Source organism: Pseudomonas sp. GW823-FHT01D03 (genome assembly GCF_058798255.1).
Genome location: NZ_JBXAKK010000001.1, coordinates 3718310 through 3734761, shown reverse-complemented (window position 1 = coordinate 3734761; position 16452 = coordinate 3718310). Strand labels below are relative to the sequence as shown.

14 protein-coding genes are annotated in these 16452 nt (G+C 61.4%); 6 read left to right on the top strand and 8 right to left on the bottom strand.

The annotated features are described in order from the left end of the window. Nucleotides 1-11: 11 nt before the first annotated feature. The 3 genes from AC1RBR_RS16170 to AC1RBR_RS16160 all read left to right on the top strand — a co-directional run bounded on the left by AC1RBR_RS16170 (nt 12) and on the right by AC1RBR_RS16160 (nt 4415). Nucleotides 12-1628, top strand: a complete 1617-nt coding sequence (locus AC1RBR_RS16170) for a L,D-transpeptidase family protein (protein ID WP_492565514.1) — start codon at nt 12-14, stop codon at nt 1626-1628. 196 nt (nt 1629-1824) lie between these two features. Next, entirely contained in the window at nt 1825-2733 is a 909-nt protein-coding gene (gene glsB, locus AC1RBR_RS16165) for a glutaminase B (protein ID WP_492565512.1), read from the top strand. 179 nt (nt 2734-2912) lie between these two features. After that, nucleotides 2913-4415 (top strand): aldehyde dehydrogenase family protein, encoded by a 1503-nt coding sequence (locus AC1RBR_RS16160; protein ID WP_492565511.1) that lies wholly within the window; start codon nt 2913-2915, stop codon nt 4413-4415. A gap of 128 nt (nt 4416-4543) precedes the next feature. Here AC1RBR_RS16160 and AC1RBR_RS16155 read toward each other — a convergent pair whose 3' ends face one another. From AC1RBR_RS16155 to cynS, 3 genes are all read right to left on the bottom strand, one after another. Next, nucleotides 4544-5203 carry a carbonic anhydrase gene (locus tag AC1RBR_RS16155; protein ID WP_492565509.1) on the bottom strand — a complete coding sequence of 220 codons (660 nt, stop codon included), beginning with the start codon at nt 5201-5203 and terminating at the stop codon, nt 4544-4546. A gap of 12 nt (nt 5204-5215) precedes the next feature. Then, nucleotides 5216-5452: a DUF2790 domain-containing protein gene (locus AC1RBR_RS16150; RefSeq protein ID WP_492565507.1), complete on the bottom strand. Its 237-nt coding sequence runs from the start codon at nt 5450-5452 to the stop codon at nt 5216-5218. An 82-nt stretch (nt 5453-5534) separates the two neighbouring features. Further along, nucleotides 5535-6002, bottom strand: a complete 468-nt coding sequence (gene cynS, locus AC1RBR_RS16145) for a cyanase (RefSeq protein WP_007966850.1) — start codon at nt 6000-6002, stop codon at nt 5535-5537. 120 nt (nt 6003-6122) lie between these two features. On the opposite strand from cynS, the gene cynR reads away from it, so the two are divergent. Next, nucleotides 6123-7094 (top strand): transcriptional regulator CynR, encoded by a 972-nt coding sequence (gene cynR, locus AC1RBR_RS16140; RefSeq protein ID WP_492565505.1) that lies wholly within the window; start codon nt 6123-6125, stop codon nt 7092-7094. 59 nt (nt 7095-7153) lie between these two features. On the opposite strand, the gene AC1RBR_RS16135 is transcribed toward cynR, so the two are convergent. The 3 genes from AC1RBR_RS16135 to AC1RBR_RS16125 all read right to left on the bottom strand — a co-directional run bounded on the left by AC1RBR_RS16135 (nt 7154) and on the right by AC1RBR_RS16125 (nt 10603). Beyond that, nucleotides 7154-7483, bottom strand: a complete 330-nt coding sequence (locus AC1RBR_RS16135; protein WP_041073389.1) for a hypothetical protein — start codon at nt 7481-7483, stop codon at nt 7154-7156. A 511-nt stretch (nt 7484-7994) separates the two neighbouring features. Beyond that, nucleotides 7995-8498: a GNAT family N-acetyltransferase gene (locus AC1RBR_RS16130; RefSeq protein ID WP_443535249.1), complete on the bottom strand. Its 504-nt coding sequence runs from the start codon at nt 8496-8498 to the stop codon at nt 7995-7997. Between the two features lie 173 nt (nt 8499-8671). Then, complete coding sequence (locus AC1RBR_RS16125) at nt 8672-10603, bottom strand: DNA topoisomerase III (protein ID WP_492565502.1); 1932 nt, start codon at nt 10601-10603, stop codon at nt 8672-8674. A 279-nt stretch (nt 10604-10882) separates the two neighbouring features. Here AC1RBR_RS16125 and AC1RBR_RS16120 point away from each other — a divergent pair, with 279 nt between their 5' ends. Both AC1RBR_RS16120 and AC1RBR_RS16115 read left to right on the top strand, forming a co-directional pair. Beyond that, complete coding sequence (locus AC1RBR_RS16120; RefSeq protein WP_492565501.1) at nt 10883-12289, top strand: serralysin family metalloprotease; 1407 nt, start codon at nt 10883-10885, stop codon at nt 12287-12289. Between the two features lie 228 nt (nt 12290-12517). Further along, on the top strand, nt 12518-12886 hold the full coding sequence (locus AC1RBR_RS16115) for a DUF427 domain-containing protein (RefSeq protein WP_103368892.1): 369 nt from the start codon (nt 12518-12520) through the stop codon (nt 12884-12886). Nucleotides 12887-13035: 149 nt separating this feature from the next. Here the strand turns inward: AC1RBR_RS16115 and AC1RBR_RS16110 are convergent, their stop codons facing one another. Together AC1RBR_RS16110 and AC1RBR_RS16105 are read right to left on the bottom strand one after the other, a co-directional pair. Continuing rightward, nucleotides 13036-14658 carry an MFS transporter gene (locus tag AC1RBR_RS16110; protein ID WP_492565499.1) on the bottom strand — a complete coding sequence of 541 codons (1623 nt, stop codon included), beginning with the start codon at nt 14656-14658 and terminating at the stop codon, nt 13036-13038. Between the two features lie 136 nt (nt 14659-14794). Further along, nucleotides 14795-16447 carry a GMC family oxidoreductase gene (locus tag AC1RBR_RS16105; protein ID WP_492565497.1) on the bottom strand — a complete coding sequence of 551 codons (1653 nt, stop codon included), beginning with the start codon at nt 16445-16447 and terminating at the stop codon, nt 14795-14797. Between the last annotated feature and the right edge of the window lie 5 nt (nt 16448-16452).

Below are 16452 nucleotides of genomic sequence, written 5' to 3'. Positions count from 1 at the left end.
GAGTAAAGCAGTTGTTCAAAAAGTACGCATGCTACTTGAGCATTTGTTTGCTCGCTGCGCCGTTTGTCGCTTGCGCCGATGAACCATTGCCGCCGTTGCAGACCCTGCCGACGCCGCCGGCGCAAATGCCTGTCGAACCGCAAAGTCCGCTGCAAGCGGTGCTGATCGGTTTACCCCAGGCGTGCCCGGCGATTGCTGGGCACTTGAGTGGCCCGGCGCTGGCGCAACTGCAAGCGTTTTATCAGCAACAGGACTGGCTCCCAGTGTGGGCCAGTGAGTCCGGGCGATTGCCCGCATTGCAAGGGCAATTGCAGCTGTTGGCCGACGATGGCCTCAATCCCAAACGTTATCCGGTCGCCACTAATCCGCCGCAGGACGGCGAGTTGTGTGCCGATATCGATATCACTCGCTACTACCTGCAAGCTCTGCAGGACTTGCATTACGGGCGCCTGTTGCAGTCGCATTTCGAGCCGCTGTGGCATTCCGATGACACCCCGCGTGATCGTCAGGCGGAATTGCTGGCGATCGCTGTGCCCGGTCTGCAGGACATCAAGACCGCGTTCGATCTGGCGCGGCCACGTCTGGCGCAATACCAGAGCCTGCGCCACCTCTACGCCAGCCAACGATTGCAAGCCTTGCCGCACTGGCAGTCGGTGGGCAACGGCCCGTTGCTGCGCCCGGCGATGGAAGACAAGCGCGTGCCGGAACTGGCCCAGCGGCTGTACAACGAAGGCTATCTGACTGACGCCATCGGCACGCCCGGCAATGCCTATGAGGGGGTGCTGGTGGACGCGGTGAAAAGCTTTCAGGCCAACCATTCGTTGCAGGCCGACGGGGTGGTCGGGCCGGGGACGATTGCCGAGCTCAACATCAGCCCGCTGACCCGTCGCGAGCAGTTGCGGGTCAACCTTGAGCGTTTCCGCTGGCTGGCGCAGGACATGGAACCCGACGGTTTGCTGGTCAACGTTGCCGCCGCCGAACTGACCTTGTATCAGGGCGGCGTGCCGGTCTGGCAGACCCGTACTCAGGTCGGTCGCGCCGAGCGGCAGACCCCGCTGCTGAAATCCCGAGTCACCCGTCTGACCCTGAATCCGACCTGGACCGTGCCGCCGACCATCTGGAAAGAAGACAAGCTGCCGGCGATCCGCAAGGATCAGACCTTCCTCAGCCGGCAGAACCTGCAAGTGCTCGACGCCCATGGCCAGCCGTTGGCCGCGGCGGACATCGACTGGGATAACCCCGGCAACATCATGCTGCGCCAGGAAGCCGGGCCGCGTAACCCGCTGGGGCAACTGGTGATCCGCTTCCCCAACCCGTTCGCCGTGTACCTGCACGATACGCCGAGCAAGGCTCTGTTCGACAAAGGCCCGCGCGCCTTCAGCTCCGGTTGTGTGCGTGTCGAGCACCCGATGCAACTGCGCGACCTGTTGCTGACCCCGGCGGAACGCACCCGCACCGACACCTTGCTCGCCACCGGCAGCACCCACGAATTCCGCCTGTCGGCACCGGTGCCGATCCTGATGACCTACTGGACAGCGCAGGTCGGCAAGGATGGGCAGGTGCGTTATGCGCCGGATATCTACAGCCGCGACAGCGCGCTGCTCGCCGGGCTCGACGGGGCACACTGAATCCCAGTCATACATACAACCCTGTAGGAGTGAGCCTGCTCGCGATAGCGGTGTATCAGAAAAATCAACTTCACAAACACACCGCTATCGCGAGCAGGCTCACTCCTACAAAGGGGTTTGTGTGATTCGGGAAGCTTGCGCGGCGTCTAGCCCCAGTGTCCCCGCAATCCCATGGGGCGAGACTTCGGAACCCGGCATGCAAGCGCTGTTGAACGAGATTCTTGACGCTGTCCGGCCCCTGATCGGGCAGGGCAAAGTGGCTGATTACATTCCCGCCCTCGGCACTGTGCCGGCCAATCAGTTGGGCATCGCGGTGTTTGGCAACGACGGCGAAATGTATTGCGCCGGCGACGCCGAGACGCCGTTCTCGGTGCAGAGTATTTCCAAGGTGTTCAGCCTGGTGCAGGCCATCGAGCATTCCGGCGAGGCGATCTGGGAGCGCCTGGGTCACGAGCCGTCCGGCCAGCCGTTCAACTCGCTGGTGCAATTGGAGTTCGAACGCGGGCGTCCGCGCAACCCGTTCATCAATGCCGGGGCGCTGGTGATCTGCGACATCAACCAGTCGCGCTTCGCCGCGCCGGCCCTGTCGATGCGTGACTTCGTGCGGCGCCTCTCGGGCAATCCGCAGGTGATCGTCGACGGCAAGGTCGCCGAATCCGAATACCAGCATCGCGCCCGCAACGCGGCCATGGCGTACCTGATGCAATCGTTCGGCAACTTCCACAACGACGTCGAAGCGGTACTGCGCAGCTACTTCAGCCACTGCGCGTTGCGCATGAACTGCATCGATCTGGCCCGCGCGTTCTGCTTTCTTGCCAACGATGGTTTCTGCAAACACAGCGGCGAACAGATCCTGACCCGACGCCAGACCCAGCAGGTCAACTCGATCATGGCCACCAGCGGTCTGTACGACGAGGCAGGCAACTTCGCCTATCGCGTCGGCCTGCCGGGCAAGAGCGGGGTCGGTGGCGGGATTGTCGCGGTGGTGCCCGGGCAGTTCAGCGTGTGCGTGTGGTCGCCTGAACTCAACGCTGCCGGCAACTCGCTGGCGGGGATGGCGGCGCTGGAGATGCTCAGTTCGCGGATTGGCTGGTCGGTGTTCTAAAAAGCACCGCAGTAACTGTAGGAGTGAGCCTGCTCGCGATAGCGGTGTGTCATTCAATATGACTGCGTCTGACACTCCGCTATCGCGAGCAGGCTCACTCCTACAAGGGTTTTGTGTTGCCTCGGAGAGCGCAGTTCCTATACATTTTCCGGCCGCCCCTCATATGGTGAATCCGCTTCATGTCTCTTGCGCTCGAACGTCTAGTCGCTGGCACGCCGATCCCTTTCGCTGGTAACCGCGTGACCGTGGTCAGCCCCGAACTGGCGGCGCGGTTTCAGCCCGGTGACCACCTGCTGGTCGAGCAGGTGAGTGGCGAGCTGTTGCTGATTCCGGTGGTCGATCAACAAGCGGCTGCGGTGGCGATCGAACGGGCAGAAACCGCGTTCAGCGCATTGTCTGCGGTGAGCGACGAAGCCATCAGCCGCTTCTTCGATCTGTTCGCGCAACGTCTCGAAACCGCGGAATGCTGGACTCTGATCGAAGCCGCGAACCTGGCCGACATCGAACGCGCCAAGGCCCGTGGTCGCTCGACCACTCGACTGCTCGCCGACGAACGCATGCGCCGCGACATGATCGCCGGTCTGCGCGCCTGGCGGGATGCGCCGGCCACGCGCGGCAAGGTCATCAGCAGCGTCGAACACGATGGCTGGAAGGTCGAGCAAGTGGTGTCGCCGCTGGGCATTGTGGCGTTCGTGTTCGAAGGACGGCCGAACGTGTTCGCCGATGCCGCCGGCGTACTGCGCACCGGCAACACCGCAGTGCTGCGCATCGGCAGCGACGCGTTGGGCACCGCGCAAGCAATCGTCACTCACGCCCTTAACCCGGCGCTGGCTGAGGCCGGTCTGCCGGCGGGTGCGGTGTCGCTGGTGGAAAGCGTCAATCACGCCGCCGGTTGGGCGATGTTCGCCGACCGGCGTCTGTCGCTGGCGGTGGCCCGGGGTTCGGGGCGTGCGGTCAGCCAGTTGGGTAGCATCGCCCAGCAGGCGGGCACGGCGGTCAGCCTGCACGGCACCGGCGGCGCGTGGCTGATTGCGGATCGTGACGCCGACGCCACGCGCTTCGCCGCCGTGGTGCGCAACTCGCTGGATCGCAAAGTCTGCAACACGCTGAACGTCTGCCTGATTCAACGTGATCGTGCCGTCGAGCTGGTGCCGCTGTTCCTCGATGCGCTGCAGCAGGCCGGTACCGCACGCGGGCAGGGCTGCAAATTGCACATCGTCGCCTGCAGTGAAAGTTACCTGCCGGCCGAGTGGCAGAACGCGACGGTCGAGGTCTATCGCGCCGAGGGTTATCAGACCGAAGCCCTGGCCGAAACGCTGGCGGAATCCGAGCTGGGCCGCGAGTGGGAATGGGAAGAAACCCCGGAAGTCAGCCTGATGATCGTCGACGGTCTGGATCAGGCGATCGCGCTGTTCAACCGTTACAGCCCACAGTTCACGGTGTCGCTGATCAGCGAGGATGCTGCTGCGCAAGAGCGTTTTTACAACGCGGTGAACGCGCCGTTTGTGGGCAACGGGATTACCCGTTGGGTCGATGGTCAGTACGCACTGAACAAGCCGGAGCTGGGGCTTTCGAACTGGGAAAGCGGGCGCTTGTTTGCGCGCAGTGCGATTCTTTCGGGGGATGGCGTGTTCACGGTTCGTAGTCGCATGACCCAGATCGACCTCAGCGTAAAGCGCTGATCTGAACACCAAACCTGTGGCGAGGGAGCTTGCTCCCGCTGGTCTGCGCAGCAGACCCAAATAAGCGAGGGCCGCTGCGCGCCCCAGCGGGAGCAAGCTCCCTCGCCACAGGGTTGCACTGTTCTCCTTCAGGCGGCTGCACTGGTGTTTGCCTGAATGGCGCACGTCGCCGGCTGCTCGGCCAGCGGCACAAACGTCTGGCGATCCGCCGCCAGCGCATTGATCGAGCCGGTCTCGATGTCATACACCCAGCCATGCAGGTTCAGCAGGCCTTTCTCCTGGGCCAGGCGCACGCTCGGGTGGGTCTGAATGTTCGCCAGTTGCGCGATCACATTTTCCCGCACCATCGAACTCAACTTCGCCGCGTCATTGGCATGCTGTCGCGCTTCGTTAACCACTTTTGCCGACTCGGCATGTTGCAGCCAGCCGCTGACGGCAGGCAGGTGATCCATGCATTTGCACTGGGCAATCGCGGTCATCGCGCCGCAATCCGAATGGCCGCAGATCACGATGTCAGTCACTCCAAGCACCGCCACCGCGTATTCCACCGTTGCCGACACCCCGCCCAGATGCGGGCTGTAGGACGGCACGATATTGCCTGCGTTACGGATCACGAACAGCTCGCCGGGTTCTTGCTGGGTCAGCAGTTCCGGCACCACGCGGCTGTCGGAACAGGTGATAAACAAGGTGCCCGGGGTTTGAGTGGTCGCCAAGTGCTTGAACAGCTCGGTGCGTTGCGGGAACGCCTCGTTCTGGAACTTCAGGAAGCCTTCGATCAGGTTTTTCATGGTGTTGTCCTCTCAGTTCGAACAGCCGGTGCCGAATTCGCTGTATTGAAGAATGTGTTTTGCGCCGTGGCTGTCGAGGTAGGTCATCTCGACCGGTACAACGCCGCAGACGTCGGCGACCGGGGTGATGTTCACGATTTCAGCAATATCCAGAGTCATGCCGTAGCGGTAGGCAATGGCCTCTTCATCAGCCTGGGCCTGGGCGGCAAGGCCGGCGAGCAGGGCCAGGGTCAACAGAATTTTGTGCATGGGGCAGCCTCCAGGCAGATGTGGTGACGACTTGGCAATTCAGTTTGGATGGGCCCGCACGCGGGGTGCGGGCCGGGGTGGATCAGAACGGACGCAGCGGCAGGAACTTGCCGTCGAGGGTGACCACGGCGCGGGAGCCGCCTTCCGGGTCTTCGACTTTCTTGATGTCGAGTTTGAAGTTGATGGCGCTGATGATGCCGTCGCCGAACTGCTCATGAACTAGGGCTTTGAGGGTGGTGCCGTAGATCTGGATCATCTCGTGGAAGCGGTAGATGGTCGGGTCGGTCGGCACACCGCTGAGGCTGCCGCGCAGCGGGATGATCTGCAGGGCGGCGATGGCGTCGGCGTCCAGCTCAAGCTTGTCGCCGACCACTTGCGCGGCGTCTTGCGGCAACGGGTGCTGGCCGAGCAGGGCCGCGGTGACGTAGGCCAGGCTCAGGCCGGTGCCATCGGCGAGATCCTGCCAGGACAAATTCTTGCGGGCCTTGATGTCGAGAATGCGCGTGGTCAGGGCCAGGCTGGCATCGTTGTAGGCGTGGGACTGTTGCATGGTGTCACTCCTTTCAAGGTTGGCTTGCTGTGTGGGAGTCATCTTCTGCCGATTGATCCATAGCGTCCAAGACCGATATACAATGCTTCGCATAAGTCCTGCCTATAGATGGTGAATCCCATGTTGCTGCGACATTTGCGATATCTGCTGGCCGTGGCCGATCACGGCGGCTTCACCCGGGCAGCGGAGGCGTTGCACGTGTCACAGCCGACCCTGTCGCAACAGATCCGCCAGCTGGAAGAATCCCTAGGGGTGAACCTGTTCGACCGCACCTCGCGCACCGTTAAACCCACCGATGCCGGCGAGGCCTACATCGAATGCGCGCGGCGCGTGCTGGTGGAGCTGGAGGCGGGCAAGCGGGCGTTGCATGACGTGAAGGATCTGTCCCGTGGCAGCCTGCGCCTGGCCATGACGCCGACCTTCATGGCCTATCTGGTCGGGCCGTTGGTGCGTGATTTTGCGGCGCGCTACCCGGGGATCCATCTGCAGATTTTCGAGCTGTCGATGGACGACATCGAGGCGGGGCTGGCGGACGATTCGCTGGATATCGCGATTGCCTTTACTCCGGTGCGCCACCCGGACATCGAGTGCATCCCGGCGTTTACCGAAACCCTGGGGATCATGGTCGGGCGCGAGCATCCGCTGTACGACAGCAGCGCGGTGCTGACATCGAGTGATCTTGCGCAACTGGATTTCGCCTTGCTGGCACCGGATTTCATCACGCGGTTATCGATCGATGAATATTTCCGTCAGCAGGGGATCACGCCGCAGGTGCGGATCGAGGTGAACTCGGTGAGTACGTTGCTGGAGGTGGTGCGGCACTCGCCGATGGCGACGATGTTGCCCGAGGCGATTGCCAGCGAAGACCGGGCGTTGCGCCGACTGCGGGTCGAGAACGAAGCCCCGCAGCGTGGGGCGGCATTGTTGCGGCGCCGGAATAATTACCACAGTGCGGCGGCGGTGGAACTTCATTCTTGTTCTGCATCGAATCCCACGCCTGCTCGCGATAACGGTAGTCCATTCAATACTGAAGTGTCTGATCTACCGCTATCGCGAGCAGGCTCACTCCTACAGAGGTTGTTGTATGTCTGATAAATAAAAAGGGCCTGCTTCTGTTGGAAGCAGGCCCTTTTATTTATTGAAGTTGTAAATCAGCAGAACCGGTCAATCACCCGAACTTCATTCTTGTTCTGCATCGAATCCCACGCCTGCTTCAGCGTCTGCAGCACATTGCCGATGAAGTCTTTATCGGCCGCAGCTTTCTTGCCGACATAACCGTGGCCGCGGCGGTACATCTTCAGGCGGGCCAGCAGGTTCTGGTTGCTGCGGTCGAATTCTTCTTCACCAGCGTGGGGCGACAGGCAGTCGATATGCACCTGACCCGACTTGCTGATCCAGAGAATGTGGCTGTCGTGGCTGTCTTTTTGCGCAGCGAACATACGAGCCAGTTCTTCGATAGTAGGTTGATTGTTCAGATTCATGATGTTTGCCCCTTGACCAGTCTGGTGATCTTTCAAAGTTGATTCGCTAATACAGGTAGCCCATCGGTTAGTTGATCCCTGGCACCGAAACCAGGACGTCAGCGGTCGCCCGTGTGAAGTACGGGGTCATGCGTCTGTTGCATGTAGTCGTGTTGAATAACTGCTACGCAATAGCGTCACAACGAGGAGAAGCAGCGAAAACCGGGAGGCTCCTTGACGACGTTTTCAGGGTCGACCACAAGCGTCTTGAGAATTTTCGCCAGCGCTTCTCGTCCTTGTACTGGACGTTCAGGCCAGGTCAGCTTCTTCAATCTGCCTTGTGGGCAGCGTGTATCCGGAAAAAACAACTCGGCGGTCAGACGAGTTTGCTCAAGCGTGTTACCGATGTTCCCGATCGGGGAACGTCTTCATCATGCAAAAGCAAAACGGTGCCGTCAACGGTTTTGTAGTGATTATTTTTGTTCACTACATATTGTCGGACAAAGCGGTTTTGGAATGAGAAAAGATCCGTTCAGGCAACGGATGTGGGGGCGCGCAAGACGTAGAAGGTGCAGGGGTAGCCGTCTACCGAGCGCTGCTGGCGAGTGAACTCACCACCGCTTAATTGCGGGATCAACCTGGCCCAGAAGCGCTGCGCAGGCAGGTTGGCGTCGATGTGGAAAATCTGCCATTGACCGGGCAGACGGCTCAAGAGGGCAGAGATGACAAACTGCGCGACGCCTTTGCCACGAAAGCGCCGAGTGAGGAAGAAGTAGCCGATGTTGTGTTGCGCGCCTTCAGTGTGGGTGTCGTCATCCACGGTCACGAAGCCGGCCAGTTCACCGTCGACGCGGATCAGGAACGGTTGGGTAGCGGGATTGCGCCAGTAATCGTCTTTCTGCTGAATGCTGAAGAAGCCATGTTCGCCGAGTTTCAGTGGTAGCCATTGGCTGAAGTCGTACATGTAGAACTGCATGAGGTTTTCGATGGTTTGCAGTTCGTCGCGGTGGGCGGGGTGCAGTTCGATGGTGGGCATGGTCAATGAACTCCAAAAGGGAGACTTAAGAACCCTGTGGCGAGGGAGCTTGCTCCCGCTGGGGCGCGAAGCGGCCCTAAAACCTGCAATCGCGATGTTTCAGATGGACCATAGTTGCAGGTTTTGCGACTGCTACGCAGCCGAGCGGGAGCAAGCTCCCTCGCCACAAAAGCCTATTTTGTTTTGCGTTGTGTGGTGCCAGAAGTTTTGCTTCGGGTCGATTTGCGTTTCTTCTTCCACGGCGCCGCAGCCTTGCCGGCCGGTGGCGGGCCGCTGATGGTCAGGCTCAGCGCCGAACAGCGGGTGACCTGCTTGCTCATCCACGCCGCCTGTTTGGTGACGAACTCTTCCAGGCTCATCTCGCCGCTCTGCACCATGTCCAGCGCCTGTTCCCAGATGGCGGTGGTGCCGGGGTCGGCAATCGCCCGGGGTACGGCGTCGATCAGGCTGAAGGCCGCCGGCGTCGCGGCCAGCGCCTTGCCGTTTTTCACCAGATAACCACGATCAAGCAGGCCCTGAATGATCGAGGCGCGTGTCGCTTCGGTGCCGATGCCGGTGGTGTCCTTGAGCTTCTGTTTGAGCAGCGGATCTTCCACCAGTTTGGCGACGTTCTTCATCGCCTTGATCAGATCGCCCTCGGTGTAGGGCTTCGGCGGCTGGGTCCACAGATCCTTGAGGTTCACAGCGGCCACGGTGCAATCAATACCCTGGCTCAGCACCGGGAGGGTTTGCGGTGCTGGCGCTTCACGGCCCTTGGCCGGGGCGAGGGCTTCGGGCAAGGCGCGCTTCCAGCCCGGTTCGATGATCTGCTTGCCGACGGCACGCAACGCTTCGCCGGCGCAATCGAAATCGGCCTGGGTGCGATCGTATTCGTGGTTGGGCAGAAACTGCGCCAGATAACGCGCGCGAATCAGGGTGTAGACCGCCCGGTGCTTGCCGCTCAGACGCTCGAGATTTTTTGCTGCCGCCGTGGGGATGATGCCGTGGTGGGCGCTGACCTTGGCGTCGTTCCACGCCCGTGAGCGGCGCTGCGGGTCGAGGTGACCGTTCAGCGCGTCGAGGTTGGGGTCGGCCTGACGCAGTGCTGCGAGTATTCCCGGGGCTTCGCTGTGCTGGCTCAGCGGCAGGAAGCCGCAATCGCTGCGCGGGTAGGTGATGACCTTGTAGGTTTCGTAAAGGGCCTGGGCGATGTCGAGAGTTTCCTGGGCGCCGAGACCGAGTTTCTTCGAGCAGACCTCCTGCAGGGTGCCCAGATCGAATGGCAGCGGTGCCACTTCACGCATGCGTTCAGTGCGCAGTTTGACCACCCGCGCACTGGCGGCGCTGTCCAGAGCGGCGGCTGCCTGCTGGGCCAGCGCCTGATTCAGGCAGCGATCCTGATCGTCGCAAACGTCGGAGGGTGCACGCCATTGCGCGGTGAACGGCGTGCCGTCGTGCAGCAGTTGCACATCGATCGCCCAGTACGGCACCGGCACGAAATCGGCGATGCTGCGGTCGCGATCCACCACCAGCCGCAGTGTCGGCGTCTGCACCCGGCCAACCGGCAGGACGCCCTGATAACCGGACTGCCGGCCCAATAGCGTAAACAGGCGACTCATGTTCATGCCGATCAGCCAGTCCGCCCGCGAGCGCCCCAGCGCCGAGTGATACAGGCTGAAGGTTTCCGCCCCCGGCTTCAGCGCGGCCAGAGCCTTGCGAATCGACGCTTCGTCCAGCGCCGACAGCCACAAGCGACGGATCGGCCCGCGATAGCGGCAGTGCTCGACCAGTTCCCGGGCGATCATTTCGCCCTCACGGTCGGCGTCGGTGGCGATGATCAGTTCGCTGGCCTCGCCCAGCAGGCGCTTGACCGCTTTGTACTGGCTGGCGGTGCGCGGCTTGACGGTCATTTTCCATTTGTCGGGGATGATCGGCAGATCCGCCAGCACCCAGCGCTTGTAGCGGGCGTCGTAGGCATCCGGCGGCGCGGTTTCCAGCAGGTGGCCAATGCACCAGGTCACTGTGACGTCCGTTCCCAGCCAGCAGCCGTCGCCCCGACGCTTTGCGCCGAGCACGGCCGCAATGTCTTTGGCCTGGGAAGGTTTTTCACAGAGGTACAGCCGCATAACCACCGTCGTCGTTCAGTTCACTGGAGGCGCACAGAATGGCCGCAGTTGGCGCCCGGAGCAACTTTTATCTGTATGGATATACAGATCAAAACGTTGCCGGGGATGACCGGCATTACCGGGACGTCGCGAGCGGCTATCGAGAAATCGATTGGCAGGCCAGTTGACGCCCGTGTCAGGTTCACCGGGCTTCTTAGAAACGCGAGTGACCGGACGATCTCGCTAGTGGATCGCCGTGCTCGACGCGTACTGCCAACTCTGAAACAAGGAAGTCCCACCATGGCTCAAGCCAATGCAAAATCCAGCAGCGCCTATGACGAAGTGAACGCCTTCAGCCACTTGTACGACCGTGGCGTCGGCCTGGTCAACGGCAAACCGTCGTTCACCGCCGATCAGGCAGCCGACGAAATCCTGCGCAAAAACCTGTCGTGGCACGACAAGAACGGCGACGGCAAAATTTCCCTGACCTACACCTTCCTCACCGAGAAACCGGCGAACTACAACCCCAACCTCGGCAACTTCAGCCAGTTCAGCGCGCAGCAGAAGGCTCAAGCCGTGCTGGCCATGCAATCCTGGGCTGACGTGGCCAAGGTGACCTTCACCGAGGGCAAGGGCGGCGACGGCCACATGACCTTCGGCAACTACGACGTCAGCACCGGCGGCGCAGCGTTCGCCTACCTGCCGAGCGGCGGCAGCTATGACGGTCAGTCGTGGTACCTGATCAACAATCAATATCAGGTCAACAAGACCCCGGACACCAACAACTACGGGCGTCAGACCCTGACTCACGAAATCGGCCACACCCTCGGCCTGTCGCACCCGGGCGCCTACAACGCGGGCAACGGCAACCCGACCTACAACGACGCCAAGTACGCCGAAGACACCCGTGGCTACAGCCTGATGAGCTACTGGAGCGAAGCCAACACCGACCAGAACTTCAGCAAGGACGGCAGCGGCGCTTACGCCTCGGCACCGTTGCTCGACGATATCGTCGCGGTGCAGAAACTCTACGGCGCCAACTATGCAACCCGCGCCGATGACACCACCTACGGTTTCGGCTCCAACGCCGGCCGCGATTTCTACAGCGCGACATCGGCGGCGTCGAAAGTTGTGTTCTCAGTGTGGGACGGTGGCGGTAACGATACGCTGAACTTCTCCGGTTTCACCCAGAATCAGAAGATCAACCTCAATGAAGGTTCGTTCTCCGACGTTGGCGGTCTGGTCGGCAACGTGTCGATTGCCTATGGCGTGACCGTGGAGAACGCGGTTGGCGGTTCAGGCAATGACCTGCTGATCGGCAACTCGGCCGTCAACCATCTGTTCGGCGGAGCTGGCAACGACATCCTTTACGGCGGTGGCGGCGCGGATGTGCTGTGGGGCGGCGAGGGCGCAGACACCTTCGTGTTCGGTGCGGCCAGCGACTCGACCAACAACCAGCCGGACTGGATCATGGATTTCAAAAGCGGCCTGGACAAGATCGACCTCTCGGGCATCGCCGGTTTCGCCACGGGTGCGGCCACGCTGAACTTCGTCAGCAGTTTCACCGGCCATGCGGGCGATGCAATCCTGACGTATTACGCGCAGAGTGGTCAGACCGGGCTGCTGATTGATCTGACGGGGCAGGGTGCGGTGGACTTTGCCGTAGGTGTGGTGGGGCAGGCGCTGGCGACGGATATCGTGGTTTGAGCTGATCCTGACTGACACCGATTCAGGGCAACTATCGTCCTGTGGCGAGGGAGCTTGTCGAATCGTCGCACCGTCCCGCTCGGCGGCGAAGCCGTCGCTAACTCGGAAATCGCGTTATACCTGACACACGCGATTCCTGGATTTAGGGCTGCTACGCAGCCCAGCGGGACGGTGCGACGATTCGACAAGCTCCCTCGCCACAGTTCATTTGTCCCTGGAGAACCCCCCATGAGCACCACCGGCCTCAATCCCGTCATCACCCTCGAAGAACTCCCCGGTTGCCTGCTGGTGAAATTCCACGGCATCCAGGTCGCGGCGTCCTCTCACGTGCTGGTTCTCCATGAAGCCAACTACCCGCCGGTGTACTACGTGCCCCGCGAAGACATCGACGAGAAATACTTCGCCCGCACCGACCACACCAGTTACTGCCCGTACAAGGGCGATGCCAATTACTTCAGCTTGCAAGTGCCGGGGCATGAGGGGGCGAATGCGGTGTGGACTTACGAAAATCCGAAAGTCTCGGTCGCGCCGATTCGTGACTACGTGGCGTTTTATCCGGATCAGGTGAAGTTTGAGGTGATCAAGGCTGACGCTTAGTTACTGGAGGAAGAGATTTAATTGTGGCGAGGGGATTCATCCCCGATGGACTACGTAGTAGTCCCCTTTTTCACGGGGGGCGCTACGCACCCCATCGGGGATAAATCCCCTCGCCACAGGTTTTTTTACCAAAGGATCATGTTTCAGATTCAGTTCTTATCGAGATCGATGTTCTTCGTCTCACGCAGACAAATCATCCCCACCACCAGGCTGACCCCGGTAATCAGCACCGGGTACCACAGCCCATAGAAAATATCCCCGGTGTACACCACCAGCGCGAACGACACCGTTGGCAGGAAACCGCCGAACCAGCCGTTGCCGATGTGATACGGCAGGGACATCGAGGTGTAGCGGATGCGCGTCGGGAACAGTTCGACCATCAGCGCCGCCAGCGGGCCGTAGCACATGGCCGAGATGATGATCAGTGCGACAATCAGGGCGACGATCATCGGTTTGTTGATCTGCTGCAGGTCGGCCTGTTGCGGGTAGCCGGCGAGGGTCACCGCGCCGCGCAGGGCAGATTCGTCATAGCCGTCGATTTTCACGTCGCCGATGCTCACCTGCACGCCGCTGCCGGCCGGGGCGGCGACGCTGGTGTAGGGCAGGCCTTGCTTGACCAGGAAGGTCTTGACCTTGTCGCACGGGCTGTCGAATTTGGCCTTGCCCACCGGGTCGAACTGGAAGGTGCAGGTGGCCGGATCGGCCAATACGGTGATCGGCGCCTGGCGGCTGGCCTGATCGATTGCCGGGTTGGCGTAATGCGCCAGGGATTTGAAGATCGGGAAGTACAGCGCGGTCGCCAGCAGCAGCCCGAGCATCAGCACCGGTTTGCGTCCGACCTTGTCCGACAGCCAGCCGAAAATGATGAAGAACGGCGCGCCGATCACCACGCTGATGATCAGCAGGCTGTTGGCCACCGCCGGGTCCATTTTCAGGAACTGGGTGAGGAAGAACAGCACATAGAACTGCGCAGCGTAAAAGGTCACCGCTTGCCCGGCGTTGATGCTGAACAGCGCGATCAGCACGACCTTGAGGTTCTCCCATTTGCCGAAGGATTCGCGGATCGGCGCCTTGGACGTTTTGCCTTCCTCTTTCATTTTCAGATACGCCGGCGACTCGTGCAGGCTCAGGCGGATCCAGGTGGAAATGCCCAGCAGCACGATCGACAGCAGGAACGGAATACGCCAGCCCCAGACTTCAAACTGATCGCCGGTGAAGTAGCGGCAACCGAGCACCACCAACAGCGATAGCAGCAAGCCGAGGGTGGCGGTGGACTGAATCCAGCTGGTGTGGAAACCGCGTTTGCCGATTGGCGCGTGTTCCGCCACATAGGTCGCGGCGCCGCCGTATTCACCGCCCAGCGCCAGGCCCTGAAGCATGCGCAGCACCACCAGAATGATCGGCGCGGCGATGCCGATGCTGGCGTAGGTCGGCAACAGGCCGACGCAGAACGTGGCGACGCCCATCAGGATGATGGTCGCGAGGAAGGTGTATTTGCGCCCGATCATGTCCCCCAACCGACCGAACACCAGCGCCCCGAACGGCCGCACGATAAACCCGGCGGCGAAGGCCATCAGCGCGAAGATGAACGCCGTGGTGTCGTTGACCCCGGCGAAAAACTGCTTGCTGATCACCGCCGCGAGTGCGCCGTAGAGGAAAAAGTCATACCACTCGAACACCGTCCCCAGGGACGAGGCGAAGATGACTTTGCGTGTATCCGGGCTGGTCTCCGCGCTGCGCACGGCGTCCAGCGGCTGAACGTGTTCTGACATATCGGTATCCCTCACAGTGATTGTTTTTGTTGTTCCACTGGTGTTGCGTGTCCGGGTGAGTCTTGAATTGACGCAGTTCCTGTAGGAGTGAGCCTGCTCGCGATGGCGGTGTATCAGCCAACGAAAATGTTGAATTTTATTCCGTCATCGCGAGCAGGCTCACTCCTACAAGGGTTGAGTTCGGAGCGGTTGGGTTGAGGATCAGCTGCGCCGCTTTCTCGGCAATCATCAGCGTAGGCGAACAGGTGTTGCCCGAGGTGATGCGCGGCATGATCGAGGCGTCGGCGATGCGCAGGCCGGGCACGCCATGCACGCGCAGTTGCGCATCGACCACCGCTTCAGCGTCATTGCCCATGCGGCAGGTGCCGACCGGATGGAAAATCGTCGTGCCGATTCGCGCCGCTGCTTCATGCAGTTGTTCTTCGCTTTGCAGGCTGTCGCCGGGCAAATACTCGACCGGTTTGAACGCTTGCAGGGCCGGGGCGCTGACGATGCGGCGGGTCAGGCGAATGGCGTCGGCGGCCACGCGCAGGTCTTCGGGGTGGCTGAGGTAATTGGGTTGAATCAGCGGTGCTTCCTGCGGGTCTGCCGAACGAATGTCGATGCGGCCACGGCTCTGCGGACGCAGATCACACACCGACGCGGTGAACGCCGGAAAGCTGTGCAGCGGCTCGCCAAAACGCTCCAGCGACAGCGGCTGCACGTGATACTCAAGGTTCGCCGAAGTCTGCTCCGGCCCGGATCGGGCAAACGCTCCGAGCTGACTCGGCGCCATCGACAGCGGCCCGCTGCGGTCATACAGATAACGCAGGCCCATGCCCATCTTGCCCCACACGCTGCCTGCGATCTGATTCAGGGTGCGGGCGTTCTGCAGTTTGTAGATCAGGCGCAGTTGCAGGTGATCCTGCAGGTTGCCGCCGACCCCCGGCAGCTCATGAATCACCCCGATGCCAAGACGCTCGAGCAACGGACGCGGGCCGATTCCGGAGCGCTGCAGAATGCTCGGCGAGCCGACGGCACCGGCGCAGAGGATGATTTCCTTGCGCGCCTTGAAGCTTTTCACCTGGCCTTCGTGACGTGCGCTGACCTTCGACGCACGACCGTTTTCCAGCAGCACGCGATCCACTTCCACCCCGGTCAGCACCGTCAGATTGGCCCGCTCGCGAATCGGTTTGAGAAAAGCCTTGGCCGCGTTCCAGCGCACCCCGGCTTTCTGGTTGACCTGGAAGTAGCCGCAACCCTCGTTGTCGCCCTCATTGAAGTCGTCGATGCTGGCGATGCCGCTCTGTTCGGCGGCGCTACGAAACGCGTCGAGAATCGGCCATGACAGCCGCTGTTGCTCGACCCGCCATTCACCCTTGGCACCATGAAATTCAGCGGCGCCGGCAAAATGGTTTTCGCTTTTTTTGAACAGCGGCAGCACGTCGTTCCAGGCCCAGCCCGGATTGCCCTCGGCCGCCCAGCCGTCATAGTCGCCGGCCTGGCCGCGCATGTAGATCATGCCGTTGATCGAGGAGCAGCCGCCGAGCACTTTGCCGCGTGGGTAGCTCAGGCTGCGGCCTTGCAGGCCGGGCTGCGCTTCGGTCTTGAAGCACCAGTCAGTGCGCGGGTTGCCGATGCAGAACAGGTAACCCACGGGGATGTGAATCCATGCGTAGTTGTCGCGTCCGCCGGCTTCGAGCAGCAACACCCGCTGCTGTTTATCCGCCGACAGTCGATTGGCCAGCAAGCACCCGGCAGGGCCGGCGCCGACCACGATGTAGTCGTATTCTTCAAGGGAAGTCTGCATTCCCT

Coding starts and splice junctions, on each gene's coding strand:
- glsB (WP_492565512.1), top strand. CDS start 1,825: ATGCAAGCGCTGTTGAACGAGATTCTTGACGCTGTCCGGCCCCTGATC.
- AC1RBR_RS16160 (WP_492565511.1), top strand. CDS start 2,913: ATGTCTCTTGCGCTCGAACGTCTAGTCGCTGGCACGCCGATCCCTTTC.
- AC1RBR_RS16155 (WP_492565509.1), bottom strand. CDS start 5,203: ATGAAAAACCTGATCGAAGGCTTCCTGAAGTTCCAGAACGAGGCGTTC.
- AC1RBR_RS16150 (WP_492565507.1), bottom strand. CDS start 5,452: ATGCACAAAATTCTGTTGACCCTGGCCCTGCTCGCCGGCCTTGCCGCC.
- cynS (WP_007966850.1), bottom strand. CDS start 6,002: ATGCAACAGTCCCACGCCTACAACGATGCCAGCCTGGCCCTGACCACG.
- cynR (WP_492565505.1), top strand. CDS start 6,123: ATGTTGCTGCGACATTTGCGATATCTGCTGGCCGTGGCCGATCACGGC.
- AC1RBR_RS16135 (WP_041073389.1), bottom strand. CDS start 7,483: ATGAATCTGAACAATCAACCTACTATCGAAGAACTGGCTCGTATGTTC.
- AC1RBR_RS16130 (WP_443535249.1), bottom strand. CDS start 8,498: ATGCCCACCATCGAACTGCACCCCGCCCACCGCGACGAACTGCAAACC.
- AC1RBR_RS16125 (WP_492565502.1), bottom strand. CDS start 10,603: ATGCGGCTGTACCTCTGTGAAAAACCTTCCCAGGCCAAAGACATTGCG.
- AC1RBR_RS16120 (WP_492565501.1), top strand. CDS start 10,883: ATGGCTCAAGCCAATGCAAAATCCAGCAGCGCCTATGACGAAGTGAAC.
- AC1RBR_RS16115 (WP_103368892.1), top strand. CDS start 12,518: ATGAGCACCACCGGCCTCAATCCCGTCATCACCCTCGAAGAACTCCCC.
- AC1RBR_RS16110 (WP_492565499.1), bottom strand. CDS start 14,658: ATGTCAGAACACGTTCAGCCGCTGGACGCCGTGCGCAGCGCGGAGACC.
- AC1RBR_RS16105 (WP_492565497.1), bottom strand. CDS start 16,447: ATGCAGACTTCCCTTGAAGAATACGACTACATCGTGGTCGGCGCCGGC.